Here is a 23,052-nt window from a genome sequence, read left to right on the forward strand (position 1 = left end):
CGTGAAGCAAAAGAAGACTTTTGTCTCCAATTGCTTTTGCCAACTCCGTACTTCGTCTGAACTTGATTCAGAATCCCGGGTTCTTTGACTTTAACCAAGAACGAAGAACAGATCCTTGCTCTGGAACGAAGAACAGGTTTTTTGTTCGGAGAACGGAGAACTGCTCAACGGTCAACCAGTTTCTCTTGCTCTTTCGAACCACCAACCCGCTACCCCCGACCACGTCTCTCTTGAACCTATAATCATTCTAAATAGTCATAACAAGACCGATAATATTTGTCTAGAATTACATGGAGGTATTTATGAAAAGGATTGTCTCAATAATGTTTTTACTCGCATTGATAGGAGTGTTTACTATGGCCAGTACAGAAATACCAGCAGTTGATGCTAATTTGCCAGAAAATCTAGAAACCGCGACCTTCGGATTGGGTTGTTTCTGGGGTTCTGAAGCGGTATTTGGAGGGATAAGCGGAGTATACAGGACCAGCGTTGGATACGCAGGAGGCAGTAAGGTTAATCCAAGCTATTATTCTCTTGGAGACCACACCGAGGTAGTTCAGATACAGTTTGATTCTTCAGTAATCTCCTATGAAGGACTCTTGGAGATTTTTTGGCTTTCTCACAACCCTTATGTGAATTACAAGGTTCAATACATGTCTCTAATTCTCTATCACAGTGAGCAACAGAAAGAGACCGCCGAAATGTTCGTTGATTCGAAGGAGAATGAAACAGGCAGGAAGGCGGCCACAGAAGTCTCGCGAATTACCGAATTCTACAGAGCCGAGGATTACCATCTCAAGTTCTACCTCCAGAAAGATAAGGAGATTCTCAACGATCTTCTAAGATATTACGAAGACATCTTTGCTTTGAACGATTCAACTGTGGCGGCTAGATTAAACTCTCTCCTGGCTGGCAAGGGAGACCGCGATCTTATGAAAAACGAGTATGAAAGCTACGGCCTCCAGGATAGAGCTCTCGAAAAGGTGAGAAAGATGCTCTATTAGAGAGAAAAGAGTTTCGGAAAAAACCAAGTTAGAGCCTGGTCTGGATTAAGGGGTAAGAGAGAGAAGTAGATAAAACTCATTATCGAGAGCGTGACTTCGATATACGAGACTTGATAAAAGTTGTCCGCCAAAGCTCTGCGGTCATCAGCGGGAGCTGGTAGTAATGTTGTTGTGATTAGACGCAAGGCCGCCTTCGGCAGAAGCCTTCTCGGGTCCACCGTCAAAGGTTCTCCGTCCTCCGAGGAGACCAAGAGCAGAAGTTATAGTCTTTCAGCGGGAAGCATTCAGAAGCCAGTCTGCTGCGTAGGCAAGTCAAAAGGCTAGAATCATCGCCACCCTTGAAGGCTTCGCCTTCGCCAGTATCATTTCTTGGTGATAGTCTCGGCTTCAAGCCAAGGCCAGTCACTGCAAGCGTGGCAAGAATAACCGAAAAACACAATTGATGAAGAAAATCAGGACCGTCGCACTTCGTGCGGCCAGTTCCGCTTCGCGGGAGAAGAGCCGCTGCACGCTTAAAAGCAGAGAACCCGCGGAACGCTATGAAGAGCCGGTCTTTCGATAAGATCAAAAAAACTAAAGAGGTCAGAGGTATGAGGGTAGAGGTATGAAGATCTAACATCACATACCAACATCATGAACTATTTTCAGCGTCTTGTGTTCCGTAGCTCTTTTCGAACCTGCAACCACCTACCCAAGTTCGGGATGACCCTGAACAGGAGACCCCAAACAGGAGAATTTTGGGGCAGGTTTTCAGGGCAGGCTCAGCGGGATGACAACTAACGATTAATGCGAAAATGCTATACTCCGTCATTCCGACAATGCTCCTGGTCGGAATCTTGATGCCCTTGCTTCATTGCTCTAACCAAGAACGAAGAACTACGACGCGGAGCGTCGGAACGAAGAACCAATTTCTTCTTCGGAGAACGTAGAACCGTTCAACGGCGAACCAGTTTCTCTTCCTCTTCAAACCCCCAACCCCGTCCTTACAACTCATCTCTCAATCAGTTCCACTCCCGCGCTTCTGAACTCCTCAATAGTTCTCTGAACATCGCCCTGGTTAGCCTCAACCCCTTTTGTTCCGTTTATTATTACATTTATCTTGAAGCCTGCCAGGAGCGCATCGTGAACGGTATATTTTAGGCAGTAGTCAAGAGCAAGCCCGCAAATGTCCAGTTCCTCGATTCCAAGCGTCTTGAGAAGTCCGTCGGTTCCAAGTTGTGTTCCATCGTTCTCCTTGAAGATCGAGTAGCTGTCGACATGTCGGTGAGTTCCCTTTCTTACTATATAGTCGAAGCGCCAACTCTCTATGTCTTGATGAAACTCCGCTCCAAGACTTCCCTGCTGACAGTGAACAGGCCACAAAACGGGGCCGATCCCTTTCCCGTTGTCAAACGGTGTGAAGGGTTCTTTTCCATGGTTGACCGCAAAGCTCATGTGATTCGACGGATGCCAGTCCTGGCCTGCAACTATCACCTTGTACACGGGGTCTTTCATTGCTCTGTTTATCACTTCGTTGATCTCGCTCGCATTGCTTACGGGCAGTGCACCGGTTTCATAGAAGTCGTTTTGAACATCTACGACTAGCAGTGCCTTACGCATTTCAATCGCCTCACTTTCAAGTTTCTACAGTGCCCTTAACTTTTTGCGGAGTTCTTCATCAACTGAGCCAAGGGAGAAAAGCGTGATCTCGTCCGGTCTTAGCTTCTGAACCCTCTTGATCAGTTCAACGAACTCGTCCCATCGACCTGCGTAGTTGAATGCTCCAAGTCCAATTCTAATATCCTTCAGCGATCCATGAAGACTACGGATCTTCTCCACCCTAGAGATCACTTCATCCGGTTCATTTCCGTATGCCATAACGACAGCCGAATCTATCAACCCGCTCTCTAGCCACTCTAGCCAGGGCTGTAGACGCTCACTTACAGCTCTTTCCGAATAATCATCGTAGACAGCGCACGATACCTTTTTCCCTTTGGCTCTGACGACTTCAGAGATCATCGAGACCTGTCTCGTTATGGAACAGATTCTGAAGCGATCGAAGCTCTTCTTGCTTTCGATAAGCTCTTCTTTGTTGAGCCACTTTCTGTATTCAGCCAGAGCAAGCGGGTTGTAGCCGAAGCTTTTGAACGGGTACCTTATGAAGTCAAGATGAACCTCTTCCACATCGTAATTTGAGATTTCCGAAGCAATATGGGCGGTGAATTCTCTAACGTCTGGGATACCGGGATCTATGTACGGCCCGAAAACTTCTTCTAGATTGCTAGATGGATACTTAAGCATAGAATTGCCGCTCTCATCTGCTGTGATCCATTCCGGTCGCCTGTTCAAGATATGGCTTTCCGAAAAGGGCTTTTGCTTTCCAAAACCCCAAACAAGGTTTACATTCATCCATGCCGAAATCCTGAACTCCCTTTCGCAAGCCTTTTCTATGGTCATCTGAAGTGCATCGAAGTCTTGAACTAATTCTTCGGCGGGAGGGAGAATATTCGAGGAGTAGTAAGAATCGGCACGGTTAACAACCTGTATGTAAGCCCTAACTGCATTAATCCCGTCGAGCCTTTCGATCATTCGGCTCAAAGATTCCCGAGATTCAAGTTCCTTGCTGGGAACCCACACTTCCGGTCTGAATCCGCTCATCTTTTCCTCCATTCAATGCTTTGACAATTCTGTCAGTACTGTCAGATGAAGTCGATTACGTTTGATTTTTCGCTTATCTCCGGGATTATTATTCCCTTACCATCTGCCATTACTACAGTTACGCCAGGGCCGTGACCAGTTATTATACAGTCTCCGTGCACTACAACTCCGATAGTAACTGAGCCTTCCATATATCCTCCGAGGCCAAAAGAGTCATTGTGATTTTCGAGGGCCACGAAGTCTCCAATTCTCAGTCTGTCGAGACCAACTTTCTTAATGAGTGCTCTGTCATTTGTGATAATGTCGTAGTCGCCACCGGAAGGATCTCCCGATCCTGAGCCGGAACCCATGAGATAACCGGGCACTATTGCCCTTACTGGGAAGTGGATCTTTCCATCTCCTTCTCCAACGGGAATTCTATCGAGAAGTTCTGGATCGATATTGTAAACCCTTATCGAGGGATAGTCCTCTAGCACCAATCCCTGTCCGAATCCTACAACCTGTATCTTGTCTCCGATCGCCATCCTCTTCTTTATGTCTTCTTTGAAGTGGATCAAGACATGATTTATACCTCCATGCTTGCCTATGACTATTCCCTTCTCTCCCTTTGCATCTCCGCTGATCAAAGTGGCCGAATTTCCGATGCAGGAATAACCGACATATGCTGAGTTCTTGTCAGCTTCGGAGTTCTTTGTCGAGACATCTGGCTCAACATGGTCGCCAACCATCTTGAACGCGCTGTCTCCAAGAGCAAAGTTATAGGTAATGCCTCCCGTTCCCGGGAAGAGTCTTGGAGTCCCATCGACTTCAAGTCTGAAAGGGCTTCTCCTTAGTGGATGTGCAACTTCACCAGAGACAGAGATCTTCACTACAAAAGCTTTGTTTGTCTTCAATGCCTTTTCCTCCATTCAGTGTTTTTGTTAGCATATAGTACATATATATTATATCAACTGAAGAACGCCGGTCGAACCGTGATATAATCCACGCTGGAGGTCGTCATATGTATTATCCGGGACACATTCAGAAAGCAAAAAGGCAAATTCAGAACTACATTAAGTCCGTAGATGGAATAGTCGAGCTGCTTGATGCTAGAATTCCCCTCTCAAGCAGGGCCTATGAAGCAGAACGGTTGTTTCAGAATAAACAGCGTATTGTCGTTCTGAACAAGTCCGATTTGGCCGATCCTGCGATTACTTCCATGTGGGAAAGGCATTTCAGTGAGCAGGGAAGCGGAGTTGTAGAGGCTTCACTTAGATCAACAGATGCCAGGCATTTCATAATCAAAGAGATCGTACCTCTATTGAAAAGCAGGTTCTACGAGAAGAGGTTCATGGTTGTCGGAATGCCCAACGTCGGAAAGTCGACCTTTATAAACAGACTCAAGGGCAAGAAATCATTGGCCGTTGGAAATAGACCGGGGATAACGCGTGGAGTCCAGTGGATAAATGTCTCCGAAAGCATAGCCGTTCTTGACACGCCGGGAATTCTATACTCTGAACTTCGCTCTCAGCAAGTAACGACGAAACTTCTAGCGGTAGGTTCCCTACCGTACGAGAAGTTTGATCCGCTTGACGCCTTCGAAAGGGTACTTGCCCTAGTTGTTGAGAGATACGGGAAGGCTCCCTTAGAGGATTACCTAGGTGAAAAGTTCTCAGATGAAGAAGAGTTTGTCGAGAAGTTCTGCAGGAGAAGAAACTATCTTGCCAAACTGGGAGCACTCGACACAACCAGAGGAGCCCACACCTTCCTTAGAGAGGTAGCAGCTGGGAATGCGGGCAGATTTTCTTTCGAAGACCCGAAAAGCTTTTACAGTAGTGATTCACTCGAAACAGAGTGATTTCTCGCTTTGCTTCTCAAATCGCTCCATATGCGATCGATGAAGCTATAAGTTAGCCACTCTTCTACTATGTGCAGTTTTCTCGTGCCAGTTCTTGTAGGTTTTATTATGTCCTCCTCTCTTTCGAGATATCCTCTCGCTGTCGCAGAGTGAAGAAGATATCTCATCCTCAGTGGAAGCCTTCCGAAGTGTTCTTGAACACTGTCGAGATCGAAGCGGCCACTATAAAGCGCCCAGAAAGAGTAATAGAGAATCGCTGAAAACTTCCCCATTTTGATTGTCTTGCGGACCGGAAGCTTGCCGGAATCGAGAAACAAGAAGTATTCATCAAGAGAAAAGGTGTTAGTTCGAAACACCTTTCCGTTGAAGGAAGAGGCGCTCGAGCCAATCCCCACAAAGAATTCACGTGAGACAGAGCTGTACTTTCTCTTTTCGTCCTTCTTCTTGAAGGTCCACAGAGAATCTCTAACATAACCATGAGTGAGAGCGACGTTTTCCAGCTCTTCCAGTATCTCGAGTTCCTTTTCGGGATCATTCTTGGTGTTTTTGAATGCCGTGTCTGCGAAACGCATCATAGGATAGACGGATATCTGTTCAGGACCGTAAGAAAGAGCCGTCTTGAGATCCTCTACGATTCTTTTCTGGTCAAGCTGGTAATCGAAGATCAAGTCCACATCAACAAAGTCAAAGCCCGCAGATGTAGTCTCAGCAATCGAACTCAGTGAAACGCCGGAATCCTGTCTTTTCCGCCCCATCGAGTTCAAAGTGTAATCATCGAAGGACTGTATCCCCAGACTGACGAAGTTGACGCCAGTTTCCCTTATTTCATCAAGCCTCTCGCTGGAAACATCTGCCGGGTGGATTTCAAGAGCGATTTCGCCATTCGTCATTCCCCTGAAATGAGAGACGACTTCCTCTAGAAGGTACAGGTCATAGGAAGGAGTTCCGCCACCGATGTAGATGGAACTGAAATGTTCGATTTTCTCTAGATCGGATTCTCGCTTCAAGGCATTCAAGTATCTATCGGTCAATTCAGCATCGTATTTGATTTTGTTGTAGGGGCAGAAGCTGCAGAAATCCGGGCAGAACGGGATATGAATATATAACCCGGGGGATGAATCGAAATTCAGCGGGCCAGCACCATCCGCGTCCTCTATTATAAACAGCCTTTTGCCAAGTTCCATGACTCTTTCTGCAAGACTCATTTTTCACCCTCCCGCTCCATTCTAGTACGTAAAGTGTGCTAATATAATATATGGTTTGAGCATATATATTATCCTATTAGGAGGTGTTGTATGAAAAAGGATGTAGTAATAGTGGGAGGAGGTCCCGCCGGTATAGTCACGGCGACAACGGCAAAGAAGACCTATCCCGACAAGAGCATTTTGGTTATTAGAAGGGAACGGGAAGGAGTCGTCCCCTGTGGAATTCCTTACATATTCCATACTCTTCCGACTGTAGATGCCAATACCATGCCGATAAAAGGAGCCGAGAATTCGGGAATCGATTTCATTTTTGATGAAGTCGAGGAAATCAGTACTGATTCCAAGAAGGTCAAGCTCTCCGGTGGGGAGTCTATCGAATATGAGAAACTGGTTATCGCCACGGGTTCGCAGCCCATATTCCCCCCAATAAAGGGAAGCAATCTTTCAGGAGTGTTTACTATAGCCAAGGATAAAGAGTATCTGAAAACTGTATATGCTTCTGCAAAATCTGCGAAAAAAGTTGTAGTCGTTGGTGGAGGTTTCATTGGAGTAGAAGTCTCGGACGAGATTCTCTCCGATGGCAAAGAAGTCTATTTGGTCGAGGCCGTCGATCAGATACTAATGGCTGCCTTTGACAGGGAATTTGGAGCCATGGTAAGCGAAAGACTCGTGAAGAAAGGCATGAAGCTGCGCACCGGGATGAAGGTCTGTGAGATAAAAGGAGAAGACAAGGTATCCGGAGTTCTACTTGATAACGGTGAAGAGATCGAAGCAGATATTGTGGTACTTGCAATAGGTTACAGACCGAACGTGAAGCTCTTGGAGAACATTCCCGTTCACAGGGGTATAACCGGTGGAATATGGGCAGATGAATACATGAGAACCAGCGTTGACGATGTCTTTGCTGCCGGTGACTGCGTCGAACACAAGTGCTTCTTCACGAGAAAGCCCAGTAGATTGATGCTGGCCTCCACAGCTGCTTTTGAGGCAAGAGTTGCCGGTTCGAACCTTTTCAGCCTCAAGATGGTAAGGGAGAATCACGGAAATCTCGGAGTATTCTCCACTTCAGTGGCCGATTTAACGGTCGCCGCCGCAGGTCTTACTGAGTGTACGGCAAAGATGGAGAACTTTGATTACGTCGTTGGCGTAGCAAAGGGAATAGATAGGCATCCCGGTTCGCTTCCCGATAAGTCGGAAGTTTTCGTCAAGATGATTTTCTCCAAGGAGAGTGGAATTCTTCTTGGCGCGCAGATGGCAGGCGGAAAGAGCGTTGGAGAGATGGTGAACATCATCGGTCTCGGTTTACAGAAGGGAATAACCGTGAATGATTTCCTTACGATGCAAATCGGTTCCCATCCGCTGCTTACGGCTGCCCCTACCGCCTATCCGTTGACTCTTGCAGCTGAAAACGCTCTAATGAATTTGAGAAAGGAATAAGAAACACTGCAAATAGAAGAAGCTACCCTGAGGGTAGCTTCTCTTTATGTTGACTGATATTACTTCGCTTTCCCCTGATTTGCGACTGCCTGTTGTGCCTTTGCAATCTCTTCCGGATCGCCCAGGTAGTAATGCTTCATTGGTTTTAGATCGTCATCCAATTCATAGACTAAAGGTATTCCGGTTGGAATGTTCAATCCTACGATCTCGTCGTCCGGTATATTGTCCAGATATTTGACGAGTGCCCGAAGACTGTTTCCGTGTGCTACTATCAGCACTTTCTTTCCAGACTTTATCTCTGTTGATATCTCATTCTTCCAAAGTGGCAGGAATCTTGCTACAGTGTCCTTGAGACACTCGGTTCTGGGAAGTTCTTTGTCTGAGAGAGACCTGTATTTCGGGTCGTGCCCGGGAAACCTCTCGTCACTCTCTTCGAGCGCAGGCGGCTGAATGTCATAGCTTCTCCTCCAGATCTTCACCTGTTTTTCGCCGTGTTTTGCAGCGGTCTCGGCCTTGTTAAGACCCTGAAGGGCTCCGTAGTGTCTCTCGTTAAGTCTCCAGTCCCTGATCACCGGAATCCACATGATATCCATTTCGTCCATTATGTACCACAGGGTTCTTATTGCCCTCTTCAGAACTGAAGTGTATGCAAGATCGAAATCGTATCCACCGGCCTTGAGTACTTTCCCCGCTTTCTCTGCTTCCTCTCTACCCTTTTCGGAGAGATCAACATCGGTCCAGCCAGTGAAACGATTCTCTTTGTTCCATGTGCTTTCTCCGTGTCTTACCAGTACGAGTTTGGTCATATTTCTCCTCCTTCCTTATATCTCCTACATTATAAACTATTCTTCAATTTAGGTAGATCAGTCTATCTTTCGAAATGTTCAAAGTCTTACTTTCTGTTCTCTGTCATCCATTCGACTGCGAAATTAACCAGCTCCACCTGGGGAATCAAGACTGCTTTTCCATATCCGACAACTCCCCTGCTGACAATTGGTGGGAAGACTTCTTCGAAAGCCCTTCCTATCGTTTCAAAGTCATCCGTATCGAGCTCATAGTCGACGAACTCTCTCCAGATTCTCTTTCCGTTTTCGCTTATTGGAGCCCCATCTCTGCAAAGTCTTCTCGATGGAAAATCGGTACGGTACTCTGCAAGATGTAAAGAGCTATTATTCTTATGGCTCACCCCTAAGAGCAATATGCAAGCATTTAGGTCATACAATCTGGCAAGAGGCGATCCTTCTCCCATTCCAAACTCCAGTTCGTGGTTATCGACTATGTAAGAGGCCCTCTTTCCTCTAGCAGCAAAAGAAACCTGGGGATGATCGCTCCTGATGACACCCTTCATCTTTCTAAAGGTCTCGGAGATAACCCCCATTCCTCTGGTAGGGGTTTCGGCTCTGTTGAAGGGAGGCATTGTTTTTCTTATTGTGTCAAACCAGCTCTCAGGAACTGGGGGATTCGACCAGTTAGACGGCTCGCTGAGATCTCCAGAATGAGTCGGCATAACCAGTGTTCCATCCTCGTCTAGAATCGCTTCTAGTGCCTTCACTACAGCAACGGCACCGCCACAGACCCAACCCAGTTTGCTCAGGGAGGAATGCACTAACAATACCATTCCTCTTTTGACTCCAAGTTGTTTCAGGTCGGAGATCAGACTCCTTGAAGTCACTGGTCCGTTATTGCTAATTTCCACTGCTTTGGCTTCGCTCATTTACTACTCCCGAAAATCGATCACAATGAAGTTGATCAGTTCACGATCAACCATTTGATCTCAATCTCCGCGCTTCTTCTGTCCGCAGAAGAGTCCTCGAAAATAACTTTCAAAATATACTCTCCATCGCCTTCAAAGATTAATTCGTTTCTTGTTTGTTCCCAATCATCGGCTAAATTGGCGGCTTCTTGTCCGTCCCTTTCCACTACCAGATAAGCGCTGTTGCCGATCATGGCTTTTTTGTCCATCCGCACTCTAAGCTGTTGGCCGGGCCGTAGAATGACAGTGGCAAAACTCTTTCCAGAATCTCGTGCATAGAGAGTCTTGCTCTCATAGACGTCGAATCCAGCGAGGCATAGCGTCAAGATTACAAGCCCGATTATTCCCAGAATTGTCAAATAGCGACCTACATCGATAAGTTTCAAAGTCATTACCTCCGTAGTAGCCTCTAGTAGATAAATTATAATCGAATTCAGCCCATATGTCGTTCTTAGGGCCGCTGATAGAGCTGAAATTTAGGACTGTAATCACAACTAATTAGGACGATTTCAGTCGATGTATAATTGAAGGGATGATCATGAGCCTCATGTCTAGAATAAATGGCTTTCCGATTTCAATATTAGGTTTGCATTCAATATCTCCGTTTGGTTTTGGACATGAGAGACTATATTATTGTTATAGAGATAGTTGAAAGGGGGTAAACCGCCTTGAAGATAATTATCTTTGGTGGTACCGGAAGAGTAGGGAGGGTCATTCTTGATCGGGCCTTGAACGATAATCACATAGTCACAATTTTCGTAGGGAACGTCTCCAAATTGACTGTGCGAAAAGAGAATCTTAGGATCTTCCAAGGAGATGTTTTCAACAGTCAGAGCGTAAGGGACGCAATCAGAGGTCAAGATGCTATAATCAGTGCTCTGGGTCCAGATAATTCAGGCAGCGTGAATGATACTCTAGCGGTAGCTACAAGAAACATAGTAAATGGTGCGAGAGATGCCGAAGTCAACAAAATCGTTTCTATAGCTAATTCAGGTATTTTGCAGCTGTCTCCTAGAGAGCTCAGGCTTGATTCCCCGAACTATCCTCAGTATTTGAAAAAGTCTTCTAGAGAATTCCTGGATGCATTTGAAATCCTGAAGACTTCTGAACTTGACTGGGTGGTTGTTTGCCCTCCCTTCATGTCCTTTTCTGAAGGAAATCAGAGTTACAGGGTTTCTGCAGACTTTCTTCCTGAAAATGGGGAGAAGATCTCTGTTCAGGATGTGGCTGAATTTGCCTTCAAACAATTGTTCACTTCTGAGTATTCTCAGAAGAGGGTTGGTATTGCTTATTAGTAAGGAGCTAGCTTGAAAAGGGAGATTTCTGGTCCCCAAATACATGTTAATAGGTTAGAGGCTCTTACCGATGGCGTTTTTGCCATCGCCATGACTATTCTCGTCCTATCTCTTGAAGTACCAAGTAGGAATCAGATTACGAGTCAAAGCGAACTCGTCCAGAATGTCATGGGCAAGGGTTATCAGTTTATGAGTTACTTCATATCCTTCTTCGTTATTGGATCGATCTGGATCTCAACGATAAGGAGAACACACATTCTCAGAAAGACTGATTACAAGCATTTCTGGCTCAATATGCTTAATTTATTCTTCGTAACGACCATTCCTTTCACAACTTCGCTCATGGGAGATTACGGTGAGTTTGAATTTGCAGAGTTGCTTTTCCACTTCAATATCCTGGTTCTTGAGATCATCGCTCTTGTTCAGTGGCAGAATCTGATTAATAACAGAGATCTAATCCGCGAAGATGCAATAGATGATGCGAACTTGATCTACTATAGAAAAGTCTATATCTTTCATGTAATTGTTCCTTTGCTAGGCGTTGCGGTCTCGGTATTTACTCCCGTTTGGAGCAACCTTGTTTATCTTGTCATATTTTTCAGGGTGTTCTTTATCCGTAGGTAATACCACGTGACATAAATAATTGCTAAAATATATCTATAATCTAGGGGGCGATAGAAATAGCTTTCACCATCATTCGTTTTATAGTTGCTGTCCTAACTGCCGTAACCGGGCTATATATAGTATTGAGACCGGAATCCTACGCAAAACTTGCCGAGTTTTCGACAGTCAATACGAGAGGAAGAACCGAGGTAAAGGCAATTATGGGGGGAACCTTTATCGGACTAGGAGTGGCTCCGATGATTCTCTTGGGTTCGACGATCGGCTTTATTTTTCTGGGAATAGTCTATTTGTTCATCGCTGCAACGCGAATTTTATCAATGTTTGTGGAGAAGTCCTTCACGTTCACTAATCTAATTATCCTTCTTGTTGAAATAGCATTTGGTCTAATTATGGTTATTCCCGTATAAATCAATCTAAACCGACCTAGGTCGGTTTTTTTATACGAAGAACTCTTACCCTTGAGAACTCGATTGAAGAAATGGAGGAAAGAAAGTTGAGAGAGGAAGATCTTAAATGGGCAATACTTGAAGCATGGTCAAAGCGATTGGGGTTTTCAACTGACAGATTTCTTTTTGGAACACATTTCTTTTTTCCCGATGAGAGTAAGAAAGGGAAGGGAGGGATCGAGCAACTGAGTTTTGAAAGGCAGACGGTCATCTTATACGATCCCATGTTAGAAGATGTTTTCAAACATATTGATGGCCGCGATGAAAATCCCGGTGACAATCTGACCGATTTGTTTCGAGACTCTTTTCTTCTCTTGAAAAAGACTTCCATCAAGTATCTTAATCCTTCAAACTACGTTCCTTATTATCCACCTGTCGAGTTCACGGTAAGAAGACTCAATCAAGGCGACAGAACGGCCTTCTATAATTTCAGAAACCAGTGCACCAGGGAGGATCTGGTGGAGGGGTTCGTAGAGCTTGATCATGTTGCCGTTTTCGGAGCCCTTTACGAAGATGAAATCGTTGCAGTTTCCAGCATAATCGAGTGGGATGAGATTGCAGATATAGGCATAATTACAATGCCTGATTTCAGAGAGCTCGGACTGGGCAAGGCTCTTGGTTCTAGAGCGAGCGAGTGGGCTGTCATCAACAAGAAACTGATTCAGTACAGACATAACGTCTTGAACTACGGATCGCTAAAGGTTTCTCGTGCTCTGGGTTTTAGAGAGTACATTGTAGATCAAGAATACTTATATACAGGATAGATAATCTTGAAGTGGAGATACGAGAACCCAGACTTCTTTCGTGAGTAATCATCTATCCTTGTTTTTGTAACCAGTAAGTCAAAGTTTCAGCTAGTTAGTGATCGATTCGTTGCCTTAGGATTTGACATGGCAGAAGATAAAAGTGTAGAATCCTTTCATACCAGCGGGGAGTTGAGTAAATGATAGACTTCAGGTTTTCCTGGATAAATGCATATTACTATTATTATAACAACAGAAGCATTTGCTTGTGAGTGATAACTCCGGGTAAGTGCTTCTTGCATTTACTCCGGATGAAAGATACGAAAGGGTCTCCAATCCGGAGACCCTTTTCTTTTTCAGCAGGAATGCGGGGTGGTGAAATGGTAGTCGTTCTTAAGAGAGGTACCGGTGAAGAGGAGATTAAGCAAGTGGAGTCTCTTTCAGAGAGTCTGAATCTAAGCTGTCATGTCTCCAGAGGATTGGAAAGAGTGGTAATAGGTGTGATTGGAGACGACCGATATATGTCGGTGGAACGCTTTGAAGCTCTTGAATGTGTTGAGCAGGTTGTGCGTGTTCTCAAGCCTTTTAAGCTCGTATCGAGAGAGTTTCACAGTGAAGACATCTCGGTGGAAATCGGTGATTTGTCTGTAGGAGAGGGCAAGTTCATAGTCATGGCAGGTCCATGTGCGATTGAAGATCGACCCATGATAGAGGAGAGCGCAGCCTTTCTTTCGGAAATGGGGGTGAGGGTAATCAGAGGGGGAGCCTTCAAGCCGAGAACCTCTCCATACTCTTTTCAGGGACTCGGGAAAATTGGCTTGAGATACTTGAGAGAGGCCGCAGATCATTATGGTCTGAAGACGGTGACCGAGGTGACTGGAGAAGGCACGCTTGAAGCTGTGAGTGAAATGAGCGACATACTGCAAATTGGGGCGAGAAACTCGCAGAACTTTCAGCTCATACAGAAGGTGGCAGAAAAGAGCAAGCCCATTCTTTTGAAGAAGGGATTCATGAATACGGTAGAAGAGCTTCTTCTTTCCGCAGAGTACATCGCATCGAGGGGAAATATGTCGATAATCCTTTGTGAAAGGGGAATCAGGACCTTCGAAACGGCGACGAGGAACACGCTGGACATCTCTGCCGTACCTCTAATAAAGCTGCAATCGCCTCTGCCTATCATTGTGGATCCTAGCCATGCCTCCGGGAGAAGAGACTTGATAATACCGCTTTCCCGAGCAGCTCTGGCCGTCGGAGCCAATGGTATCGAAGTCGAGGTTCACCCAAGGCCGGAGAAGGCTCTTTCCGACAGCAAACAGAGCCTAAGTTTCAGCGAGTTTGAAAAGCTTATGAATAGCCTCGAAGAATTAGCCAGTGCCATCGAGCTTTCGCTCACATAATAGGTTGGGAGGAAAAATGAGATTACTGCCTTCAAAGAAAGTTGTCGGAAAAATTATTGTACCTCCGGATAAATCGATTTCTCACAGGGCTTTGATGATGTGCTCTATGAGTAGTGGCGTTAGTGTAGTCCATAACCTACTTGAAAGTGAAGATACTTTGAGAACCTTTAGAATGATCGGCGAACTTGGAGGGGATTTCAGAGGCGGTTTCGACAGAATGGAAATATCTTCTGCGTCGTGGACAGAATCGCCCAGGCCGCTTGACTGTGGGAATTCCGGGACAACAGCCAGACTGATGGCCGGAGTCCTTTCGGGAAAGAGAGGTTTTCACGTTCTTTTTGGAGATGATTCTCTGTCAGGCAGGCCGATGAAGAGAGTCGTTACCCCGTTGAGGGAGATGGGGGCAGGTATTTTAGCACGCCAGGATTCACTTCTTCCAATGTGTATTTCTGGAGGAGAGCTGAGGGGATTTGAGCATTCTCTCTCAGTTGCTAGCGCTCAGGTAAAGAGTGCGATTCTGTTGGCGGGAATTCAAGCGGAAGGTACTACGGCCGTTATTGAGCCACGGTGCAGCAGGGATCACACAGAGAGGTTGCTCCGATCAATGGGTGCCAGAATTACTTTGAGTGAGAAGAGAGTTGAGGTAGAAAAGAGCGAGCTTCTACCGGTCCGGTTTTCGATTCCCGGGGACATTTCATCGGCCGCCTTCCCGATAGCTCTGGCGGTTCTTCATGAAAACGGCAAGGTGACAATTCGAAATGTCGGACTTAATCAAGGCAGGACAGGATTCATAAGGCTTCTCATGAAAATGGGTGCAGACATCGAGATGGAGGTTAAAGAGAGCTTGCCAGAACCGGTGGGCACAATCGTGGCCAGATCTTCCCGTCTTATAGGAGTGGAGGTCGGAAGTGATTTGATTCCTTCAATGATTGATGAGCTTCCGCTGATTGCGCTCGCAGGAGTTTTCGCGGAAGGCACAACGACTGTAAGAGGTGCCGCGGAGTTGAGAAAAAAAGAGTCGGACAGGATAGCCGTTACCGTTCAGAACTTCAGAAGAATTGGCGTAGAGATCCTTGAACATGAAGATGGCTTTAGCGTGGAAGGCCCTCAAAGAATTACTGGAGGAAAGGTCGACTCATATGGTGATCACAGAATTGCAATGCTTTTCTCGATAGCCGGACTGCTAAGCAGTGAAGGAGTGGAATTAACGAACTCCAATGCAGTTGGTGTTTCCTTTCCGGGATTCTTCGAAACACTCGAGGAGGTTTCTCAGTGAAGTTATGCATAATTGGACATCCAGTTTCCCACAGTTTATCGCCGGCCATTTACGGGCGGTTTTTCGAGAAAATTGGCATCGATGCAACTTACGAGGCAGTTGACATCCTTCCAGAAGAATTCGCAGCGAAGATAGCTTCAGTAGTTCAGAATTTCAATGGGTTCAACGTTACGATTCCATTCAAGGAGAAGATTATCGCCCACGTGGTAAGCCAGGTTGAACCTCCGCTATCGGCAATAAATTGTGTCTTCGAGGGAAGGGGATATAACACGGACTGGATCGGTTTCGGCAAGCCTTTGCTCGAGAGATCGATAGCGGAGCCCGTAATGGTTATTGGAGCAGGAGGCGCCGCGAGGGCAGTGATCTTCTTTTTGAGGAAAGCAGGTGTTAAGAGGGTTAAACTATTAAACCGAACGCTTTCCAGGGCGGAAAAGATCAAAGAAGAGTTCGAGATACCGGGGCGGTTTGAAATATCTGTCTTTCCATTTCAGTCAATCAGAGAGGTTGCTTCGAGGAGTATGAGCATAGTCAACGCTTCCTCTCTTGGAATGAACGGAGAGGAAACGGGGATCACCTCTGAAGAACTTGTCGGTATGAGCCTCGTTTACGACTTGATCTACTGGAAAACGCCCTTGATAAAACTTTCAAATGACTGCGGAGTAGAAACCGTTCTTGACGGAAGAGATATGCTGCTTCATCAGGCCCTAGAGAATCTCAGAATTTGGGGTCTGCCTTCGGGCGAGGTCTTCGAAAAGGCGTTCTGGGAAGTGGTGCAATGAAGTTTACCGTAGCAGGGGATTCACATGGCAGCGGCGTCTTCGGGCTTATCGAGGAGTTGCCTTCTGGTGTCACTCTTTCAATCGAAGAGATAGATAGACAGCTACGACGAAGGCAGAAGAGCTATGGCAGGGGAGAAAGGATGAAGGGCGAAGAGGATAGGGCAAACGTGAAGTCCGGTCTTTGGAAGGACCTTACGACTGGTGCCCCTCTTCTGATTGAGATAGAGAATAAGGTTTCCAGTGCCGAGAAGAGCGTGAGAAGCATTCCGAGGCCCGGACATTCCGATTATGCTGCGTGGACGAGATACAAACTGAATGATCTGGCGGTTTATGCAGAGCGAAGCAGTGCAAGATGGACTGCAGCACTTACGGCTATCGGTTCGGTCGCGTCTCAGATTCTTCAAGAGCTTGGAGTTACCGTGTGCAGTTCAGTCATAGAGATCGGAAAGGTCAGCTGTGAACGGCCCTTGGGGAGCGAATGGATTTCGAGAGATCGTGGATCTTCGGAGTTTTGTTACGATGAAATCGCCTACGTAGAGATGTTGAAGGAGATCGATACTGCAAGGGAGCTTGGGGAGACCCTTGGGGGAAGATTTGTTGCAATCGCCGATGGAATACCGGCGGGGACCGGAGGATACGGCAGTCTCTTTGAAAGACTCGACTCAAGAATCGGGAAACACTTCATGGCGATTCCCTCAGTTAAGGGTATATTCATTGGAAATCCAGATGTGAGCCTTCGAGGAGGCGAATACCACGATAAGCTCTACATAAAAGACGGGATAGTTTTCAGGCAGACGAATAACGCCGGCGGTATCGAGGGTGGGATATCAAACGGCGAACGAATCGTTGTTGAGGCAAGCGTGAAGCCGATTCCTTCCTTGAGGAGGGGAATCTCTTCCGTAGACTTGAGCGACTTGAATGAAACAAAGACTCCTTACGTTCGTTCTGACACTACGGCCGTTCCGGCGGCTGCAGTCGTAGGAGAGTCTATGCTCTCGCTCTTGCTGCTTGAGGCGATTCTCGAAAGATTTGGAAATGGCGATTTCTGCTCGATAAAAAGGAGGGTGAAGGATGAGAGTGTTCCTAATTGGGATGATGGGTTCGGGGAAGAGCACGATAGGTAGAATCCTCTCTTCGGTTCTCGACAAAAAATTCATAGATATGGATTCGGAGATCGAAAGGGCTAAGGGAATGAGCATAAGTGAGATTTTTGAGAAAGAGGGAGAGAGAGAATTCAGAAGACTGGAGAAGAACCTTCTGAAAGAGCTCGTCCGGAGCGACGAGATTGTCGTATCGACGGGCGGGGGTGTAATTCTGGACAATGAGAATCGTCAGATATTGAAGGGAGAGAATTCCGTCTATCTCAGGCTCCCTCCAGCAGATCTATACAGAAGGGTAAGTGTGAAGGGCCGCCCGCTACTGAAGGAAGGGAAGGAAAGCATTTTCAGGATTTGGGAAGAACGAAGGGAGCTCTATGAGCAGTTCCCATCCGTCGATACTTCGAATCAGACCCAGTGGGAGACCGTTGCAGCGATATCTATGAAAATCGCCGCCGGTGAAAGAAAGACGCTTGATAGCAGTTCTCACCCTGTCTCAATATCACCGGGTGGGTTCAAATCTATAGGTAGGATGTCGAATACGGTAGTCTCAAGAAGGGTTCAGAGGATCTTTTCCGAATGGATTCCCTCTTCGGCTCTCTCCATAGATGATGGTGAAGAAGCAAAGGGATTTCATACACTCTTTCAAATCTATGAATATCTCATGGAACGGGGAGTTTCTAGAAGTGACATGGTGGTCGGTGCAGGCGGAGGAACTGTAACGGATCTCGTTGGATTCGCTTCCTCTACATTCAAGAGGGGTCTTCCTATAACTCTATATCCGACGACTCTTCTAGCTCAAGTAGATGCTTCAATAGGCGGAAAAAATGGGCTGAACTTCAAAGGATGCAAAAATGTAGTCGGCAACTTCTATATGCCCTATGAGACAATCATAGATCCAGTAGTAACGCTTTCGATGGACGAAGGCCGGTTTGAAGAAGGTCTGGTAGAGGCCTTCAAGATATTCCTTATCACGGGCCGATGGTATGAGGATTTCAAGAGCAGTTGCAGAGAACTGAAGAATAGGAATCTGAGAGCCCTGAGTGAGATGCTGGAAGAAGCCGTAAGGCAGAAGGATAGAATAGTAGCGATTGATACGCGAGAAACAGGAATGAGAAGAATTCTGAATCTTGGCCACACACTGGGACATCTCTACGAGCCATTAACAGGAGTCTCGCACGGAATGGCCGTGGCATGGGGTCTGGAAAGAGAGATGCACTACTTCGCAAATCTAGGTCTTATAGATGAGGAAATGTACAGAGAAGTCTCGGAAACGCTATCGGAAATCATTGGCCTGGATTTTCCGCAGCTACCTGTCGAAGATGCTTTAAGACTACTTAGAAATGATAAGAAGGCAACGACCTCGGAGAACATGGAGATAGAGATACCTCTCGTAAGGAAGCCCGGCTCCTTTGAATTTGCAAAGGTGAGACTGGACGATCTATTGGCCGTGGTCGTATGAAAATACTAATATTGAACGGACCAAACCTGAATATGCTTGGGATGAGAGAAAAAAGCCTTTATGGTAACTTCACATACAGTGAACTCTGTGAAGCCATCGAAAGAAAGTGCCTGGAAAGCGGGGTTTCAAGTGAATTGTTCCAGTCCAATCACGAAGGAGAGCTTATAGACAGGATTCACAACATCGACTATGATGCAGTCGTTATAAATGCCGGCGCACTCACCCATTACAGCTACTCGCTTAGAGACGCGCTTGAATTGTTCAAAGGGATCAAGATCGAAGTCCACATCTCAAACATCTTCTCTAGAGAAGAGTTCAGAAGCAAGTCGGTTATCTCTCCGGTATGCAGCGGAACAATCGCAGGACTTGGACTGCAGGGATACTTGCTTGCGATAGAATATGCAGTTTCACATCTTAAATCGCTGACGGATCGGGAGGCGACAAAGTGAAGGCTATAAGGGGAGCAACATCTATTGAAGCAGATTGCCCTGAAGAGATAAGAGACTCAGTGATTGAGCTCATGGAGGAGATATTCAGCAGGAATGAGATAACCGAACTGCACTCCGTTATTTTTACTGTTACCAAAGATATAACTTCCTACAATCCAGCAACTGCTTTCAGAAAAGTGTTCAATCAAAGCGATGTTGCACTTCTGTGCCTCTATGAAGCCTCCTTCGAAAACTCTCCGGGTGGGATTATCAGGGTGCTTCTCCATTGCGAGTCGGAGACGAAGAATTTCGTATATCTACGACGAGCTAAAAATCTCCGGCCCGACAAGGCGCAGGCAGGAGACTCGAAGGCATGAAGGTCCACATAATAGGAGTCGGTTCGATCGGGGGATCGATTGCATTGAGGCTTTCGAAGCGTGGCCATGAGGTCTCGGTCTTCGACGAGAATGTTGTGACAACAGAGATGCTTAGAAAGAAGAATCCAAGCATTGAAGTATCTTCGGATGTCTTTATGCCGAGGGATCTGACCGTTATAGCACTCCCCATGAACTCAGAGGAGAAGCTGCTACTGTCGGCCGATTTTAGCGGGCCGGTATTTGATGTCGCTAGTGTAATGAGACCCTTCCAGGAGATAGCGAGACTCAGGAAGATAAGATTGATAAGCGGCCATCCCATGGCCGGCAACGTACACAAGGGTCCGGCCGGCTGGGACGAATCGATGTTCGATGGCCGCATATTCCTTTTTTCTCCGGGAGAGTTCGCAACCGGAGAGGACCTTGACCATGTGCTGATGGTGGTAACTGAACTGGGATCTTCTCCCGAATACCTCCCGCCAGAGAGGCACGATTATATAGTAAGCAGAATAAGCCAGACAGCCTATTTTCTTTCGAGAACGCTGTTGAGACTGGGCGGTGATTTCGAAAAGTACTCTGGACCGGGTTACGGTTCGACTTCAAGACTTGGAAGACAGAACATGGATATGGTTTTAGATATGGCCAGATTTAATGGTCCGAATATTGCATCTTCGCTGGAGGAAGCAGAGAGGTATTTGCATAGTATCAGAACTGCCATCGAAATGGGAGACATTGATAAGTTGCAGGAAATCATCTCTATTCGTCAGTGAATAAGGGATGAGGAAAACCAAACCCTCCGAACTACCGAAAACACGAAAACGGTTCATAAAAGACAACTGTAGTCTCGATGAAGATTCCACTTCACACCTGAAGAAGGGTAGGTACAACAATCACAAAGCTTTTGTCAAGAGGCTAATTTCATCACTTCCTGAGAGCATGATTACCGAATCCAGGAGCTGTTTATCACAGAAAAACCCTCTGCTTTCAAAGAAACGTTTTGGCCCGTTTGGAAATGGGCTTCTGACTCCAGACAACACCTCGATTCTCTCATATTTGCGTCGTTTGCTTTCAGCGATGACTTCATCAATCAACTCTCCCCTGAAATCAAGTGGCTCATCGGGAGAGCTGTATATACAGGTTATGAATGCTGTACGATCGTTCTTCGGTATAGAATAGGGAGAGTAAGAGGAAGGAATCACTTCGCAGAAGGCAACGGGTCTCTTATTGAAATATGAAACAAAGCCAAAAATCTTGTCTTCCCCCCGAAATCGATTGTACCAGTTAACTTTCTCTTCTGTTCCTCTACCGGTACCATTGGTGCAGACATTACACGCATCCTTTAACGACTCTCGTGAATAAGGCCTGAGATTGTCACACTTTCCAGACGGTTTATCTGCTGTTTCATTTTGCGGAGCTACCGTCCTAAAACCCTTGACAATCTCAACAATAAAATTAGCCGGAACAGGACCTGCAATCATGTGATTTTTGTGAACTAACGAAAAAGGAAAGAATACGGGGAGATCCGAACCTACTTCAGCCAGGTTGAATTCGATCAGTCTAAGCCCAAGAACACGAGCCGCACTTCTAGCCTGCAGCAATGCAAGCTGATTCCAAGGACACTGGTCGTCAAAATAATAGACGCTCATCTCTTCGGTAGTCATTCAAACTCCAGATTACTTTCTTACAAGAGTGTATACTAAGTCTTTCGTCACTTCTTCTCTAAAAATGTAGAAACCAGCATTTTTCAGCCACTGATCGTACCAGCTCTTCAATGGTTTGAAATTATAGTTGCCGTTGCCATCTATGTACTCACCCACCACCACTGGGAAACCACTTTTCTTGAGAGAGTCATGTCTGGACTTTGCCTCTTCTTCTTCGCTGACTCCGGTAACGATAAGTCCTACACCGCTAGTTTTGACGGACCTCATTATTTTCAGAAGGGTCCTAGACCACAGCTCAGGGTGGAGTCTCTGAAGTATTCCAACTGCCACGAACCCTTCAAATATACCAAGCAAGTTGAAATCGGAGAGTCCGATGTTCATAATTCGGATACCCTTTGTCTGTTTAACTGCTTTATTGCAGGAAACACCCACAACTCTTAGATTCATGTCTTTCATCAGAGGCCAGAAATCCGAGGAGTTACAACCAAAGTCTGCGATGATATTTGATTCTTCTAGAAAACCTGCCATTCGAAGTATAAAATCCTGTAATTTCTCCTTCTCTATTTCGAAGGCGACAGGCGTCTTCTCAAGTGCTTTTTCTCTATATTCTTCAAGCCATTCTCGTCTTTGCAATCTACTCACCTACTATATTGAGATTGTATCCGAGGAGGAAAGATAATCAAACAAAAGTCTTGACTCTAATTGTCAGAAATGGTAATTTATCTTCACCTCTTCAATCTTCGACTCTCCAAACCTATAGGATATTTCTGCTACAAAAGTGAGCGATGCGTCTCTATCGGCCGCGTAATAGACAGTTTTTGCTAATTCCTGCGAATTGTCTAACGGTAGAAAGAGAGTCTCTCTCGTATCCTCTCCTTCAACAACCTTTATCGCCGCTTCAGAAATTCTAAGCTCTTCATCTCTGGAATACTGCGTGTAAAGATCAAATGAGTAGTGAATCTTGTCCGTTTCAAGAAGCCAGGCATGTCCAAGCAGCTGATAGCTCTGAACGTTGTAAAGATCTTGAGGAATGGCAAATTCGTTGCTAAATGTCTCTTTGTCGCCATCTATAACTCTGACCTGACCGCGATATGTTTCGTCGGGCAAGAGCTCGATCATGGCAGTAAAGACACCGTTCTCTGATTTGAGCTCATAGGAACGAACCTCTGCATCTTCATCGATTACATTGAGAAGCAAATGACTTCCTTCAGTGAATTCAGAAAGAGTAACTGAGGCCTTGAGTGCTACTTCTTCAAGAGTTGTCGAAGATCTGGTGAAGTGAACCGATTTGACAAAATCACCGGATTGCTCGATTCGGTTTCGAATATCGGTTACAACTGTATCGAGAGAGGCAACTCTCGATTTGAGAGTGAAAAGGTCGGTGCGGACTGTCAAAATCTCTTCCAAGAGTTTGTTCGATGTAATAACTGTTGTTGCGAGATTAACGATTGCAGCCGCCGAAATCAATACAACCAATAACAAGGCGATGCCCTTACTCATAACATCATCTCCTACTGAGTATTCACCCCGGCAATTTGAATAATATCACGATTTTCGTCTTTGCTCAAACACAATGGAATTCGATGCAATATAATTT

The 23,052-nt window shown here is 45.9% G+C and carries 25 protein-coding genes; 15 read left to right on the forward strand and 10 right to left on the reverse strand.

Going from position 1 to position 23,052, the window contains the following annotated elements:
• The first annotated feature begins 302 nt into the window (after positions 1–302).
• Positions 303–1,004, forward strand: a complete 702-nt coding sequence (gene msrA, locus Y697_RS07850; protein ID WP_121551081.1) for a peptide-methionine (S)-S-oxide reductase MsrA — start codon at positions 303–305, stop codon at positions 1,002–1,004.
• Positions 1,005–1,994: 990 nt separating this feature from the next.
• On the opposite strand, the gene pncA is transcribed toward msrA, so the two are convergent.
• From pncA to Y697_RS07870, 3 genes are read right to left on the reverse strand one after another with little or no spacing between them, the layout of a single operon-like run.
• Positions 1,995–2,603, reverse strand: a complete 609-nt coding sequence (gene pncA, locus Y697_RS07860; protein ID WP_121551083.1) for a bifunctional nicotinamidase/pyrazinamidase — start codon at positions 2,601–2,603, stop codon at positions 1,995–1,997.
• Positions 2,604–2,627: 24 nt separating this feature from the next.
• A complete protein-coding gene (locus Y697_RS07865) occupies positions 2,628–3,641 on the reverse strand; it encodes a glycoside hydrolase family 10 protein (RefSeq protein WP_259462382.1) in 1,014 nt (337 codons plus the stop codon).
• Between the two features lie 41 nt (positions 3,642–3,682).
• The gene (locus tag Y697_RS07870; RefSeq protein WP_121551085.1) at positions 3,683–4,534 is read right to left on the reverse strand and encodes a DUF4438 domain-containing protein; all 852 of its coding nucleotides are present in this window, start codon (positions 4,532–4,534) and stop codon (positions 3,683–3,685) included.
• Positions 4,535–4,641: 107 nt separating this feature from the next.
• Between Y697_RS07870 and ylqF the strand changes: the two genes are divergently transcribed.
• Positions 4,642–5,478 (forward strand): ribosome biogenesis GTPase YlqF, encoded by an 837-nt coding sequence (gene ylqF, locus Y697_RS07875; protein WP_121551086.1) that lies wholly within the window; start codon positions 4,642–4,644, stop codon positions 5,476–5,478.
• Here the strand turns inward: ylqF and Y697_RS07880 are convergent.
• On the reverse strand, positions 5,448–6,683 hold the full coding sequence (locus tag Y697_RS07880) for a radical SAM protein (RefSeq protein WP_121551087.1): 1,236 nt from the start codon (positions 6,681–6,683) through the stop codon (positions 5,448–5,450). The two genes, ylqF and Y697_RS07880, sit on opposite strands and share 31 nt — an antisense overlap.
• Before the next feature lie 90 nt (positions 6,684–6,773).
• On the opposite strand from Y697_RS07880, the gene Y697_RS07885 reads away from it, so the two are divergent.
• Positions 6,774–8,120: an FAD-dependent oxidoreductase gene (locus tag Y697_RS07885; protein WP_121551088.1), complete on the forward strand. Its 1,347-nt coding sequence runs from the start codon at positions 6,774–6,776 to the stop codon at positions 8,118–8,120.
• Between the two features lie 59 nt (positions 8,121–8,179).
• Here Y697_RS07885 and gpmA read toward each other — a convergent pair whose 3' ends face one another.
• From gpmA to Y697_RS07900, 3 genes are all read right to left on the reverse strand, one after another.
• Positions 8,180–8,926, reverse strand: coding sequence for a 2,3-diphosphoglycerate-dependent phosphoglycerate mutase (gene gpmA, locus Y697_RS07890; protein WP_121551089.1), 747 nt, complete (start codon positions 8,924–8,926; stop codon positions 8,180–8,182).
• A gap of 86 nt (positions 8,927–9,012) precedes the next feature.
• Positions 9,013–9,834 (reverse strand): aminoglycoside N(3)-acetyltransferase, encoded by an 822-nt coding sequence (locus tag Y697_RS07895; RefSeq protein WP_121551090.1) that lies wholly within the window; start codon positions 9,832–9,834, stop codon positions 9,013–9,015.
• A gap of 35 nt (positions 9,835–9,869) precedes the next feature.
• A complete protein-coding gene (locus tag Y697_RS07900; protein WP_121551091.1) occupies positions 9,870–10,259 on the reverse strand; it encodes a hypothetical protein in 390 nt (129 codons plus the stop codon).
• Positions 10,260–10,541: 282 nt separating this feature from the next.
• On the opposite strand from Y697_RS07900, the gene Y697_RS07905 reads away from it, so the two are divergent.
• The 12 genes from Y697_RS07905 (at position 10,542) to Y697_RS07960 (ending at position 20,564) form a co-directional block, all read left to right on the forward strand.
• Positions 10,542–11,168 carry an NAD(P)-dependent oxidoreductase gene (locus Y697_RS07905; RefSeq protein WP_121551092.1) on the forward strand — a complete coding sequence of 209 codons (627 nt, stop codon included), beginning with the start codon at positions 10,542–10,544 and terminating at the stop codon, positions 11,166–11,168.
• Between the two features lie 12 nt (positions 11,169–11,180).
• On the forward strand, positions 11,181–11,792 hold the full coding sequence (locus Y697_RS07910) for a TMEM175 family protein (protein WP_121551093.1): 612 nt from the start codon (positions 11,181–11,183) through the stop codon (positions 11,790–11,792).
• Positions 11,793–11,863: 71 nt separating this feature from the next.
• The gene (locus Y697_RS07915; RefSeq protein WP_259462395.1) at positions 11,864–12,199 is read left to right on the forward strand and encodes a DUF4345 family protein; all 336 of its coding nucleotides are present in this window, start codon (positions 11,864–11,866) and stop codon (positions 12,197–12,199) included.
• Between the two features lie 86 nt (positions 12,200–12,285).
• Positions 12,286–13,002 (forward strand): GNAT family N-acetyltransferase, encoded by a 717-nt coding sequence (locus Y697_RS07920; RefSeq protein WP_121551095.1) that lies wholly within the window; start codon positions 12,286–12,288, stop codon positions 13,000–13,002.
• Between the two features lie 359 nt (positions 13,003–13,361).
• Positions 13,362–14,378, forward strand: coding sequence for a 3-deoxy-7-phosphoheptulonate synthase (aroF, locus tag Y697_RS07925; RefSeq protein WP_121551096.1), 1,017 nt, complete (start codon positions 13,362–13,364; stop codon positions 14,376–14,378).
• Positions 14,379–14,394: 16 nt separating this feature from the next.
• Positions 14,395–15,654 carry a 3-phosphoshikimate 1-carboxyvinyltransferase gene (gene aroA / locus Y697_RS07930; RefSeq protein ID WP_121551097.1) on the forward strand — a complete coding sequence of 420 codons (1,260 nt, stop codon included), beginning with the start codon at positions 14,395–14,397 and terminating at the stop codon, positions 15,652–15,654.
• The gene (locus Y697_RS07935; RefSeq protein ID WP_121551098.1) at positions 15,651–16,433 is read left to right on the forward strand and encodes a shikimate dehydrogenase; all 783 of its coding nucleotides are present in this window, start codon (positions 15,651–15,653) and stop codon (positions 16,431–16,433) included. The genes aroA and Y697_RS07935 overlap by 4 nt, the downstream gene beginning before the upstream one ends.
• On the forward strand, positions 16,430–17,557 hold the full coding sequence (gene aroC, locus Y697_RS07940) for a chorismate synthase (protein WP_121551099.1): 1,128 nt from the start codon (positions 16,430–16,432) through the stop codon (positions 17,555–17,557). Before Y697_RS07935 ends, aroC begins: the two co-directional genes overlap by 4 nt.
• Positions 17,505–18,992, forward strand: coding sequence for a bifunctional shikimate kinase AroK/3-dehydroquinate synthase AroB (aroB, locus tag Y697_RS07945; RefSeq protein ID WP_121551100.1), 1,488 nt, complete (start codon positions 17,505–17,507; stop codon positions 18,990–18,992). Before aroC ends, aroB begins: the two co-directional genes overlap by 53 nt.
• Positions 18,989–19,441 (forward strand): type II 3-dehydroquinate dehydratase, encoded by a 453-nt coding sequence (aroQ, locus tag Y697_RS07950; RefSeq protein WP_121551101.1) that lies wholly within the window; start codon positions 18,989–18,991, stop codon positions 19,439–19,441. The genes aroB and aroQ overlap by 4 nt, the downstream gene beginning before the upstream one ends.
• The gene (gene aroH, locus Y697_RS07955; RefSeq protein ID WP_121551102.1) at positions 19,438–19,797 is read left to right on the forward strand and encodes a chorismate mutase; all 360 of its coding nucleotides are present in this window, start codon (positions 19,438–19,440) and stop codon (positions 19,795–19,797) included. Before aroQ ends, aroH begins: the two co-directional genes overlap by 4 nt.
• A complete protein-coding gene (locus Y697_RS07960) occupies positions 19,794–20,564 on the forward strand; it encodes a prephenate dehydrogenase (RefSeq protein WP_121551103.1) in 771 nt (256 codons plus the stop codon). Before aroH ends, Y697_RS07960 begins: the two co-directional genes overlap by 4 nt.
• 120 nt (positions 20,565–20,684) lie before the next feature.
• On the opposite strand, the gene Y697_RS14680 is transcribed toward Y697_RS07960, so the two are convergent.
• The 3 genes from Y697_RS14680 to Y697_RS07975 all read right to left on the reverse strand — a co-directional run bounded on the left by Y697_RS14680 (position 20,685) and on the right by Y697_RS07975 (position 22,955).
• Positions 20,685–21,455: a hypothetical protein gene (locus tag Y697_RS14680; RefSeq protein WP_183083759.1), complete on the reverse strand. Its 771-nt coding sequence runs from the start codon at positions 21,453–21,455 to the stop codon at positions 20,685–20,687.
• A 12-nt stretch (positions 21,456–21,467) separates the two neighbouring features.
• A complete protein-coding gene (locus Y697_RS07970) occupies positions 21,468–22,097 on the reverse strand; it encodes a hypothetical protein (RefSeq protein WP_259462385.1) in 630 nt (209 codons plus the stop codon).
• Positions 22,098–22,160: 63 nt separating this feature from the next.
• On the reverse strand, positions 22,161–22,955 hold the full coding sequence (locus tag Y697_RS07975; protein ID WP_121551105.1) for a hypothetical protein: 795 nt from the start codon (positions 22,953–22,955) through the stop codon (positions 22,161–22,163).
• Positions 22,956–23,052 lie beyond the last annotated feature (97 nt).

It is taken from the genome of Mesotoga sp. BH458_6_3_2_1 (assembly GCF_003664995.1).
Classification (GTDB): Bacteria; Thermotogota; Thermotogae; order Petrotogales; family Kosmotogaceae; genus Mesotoga.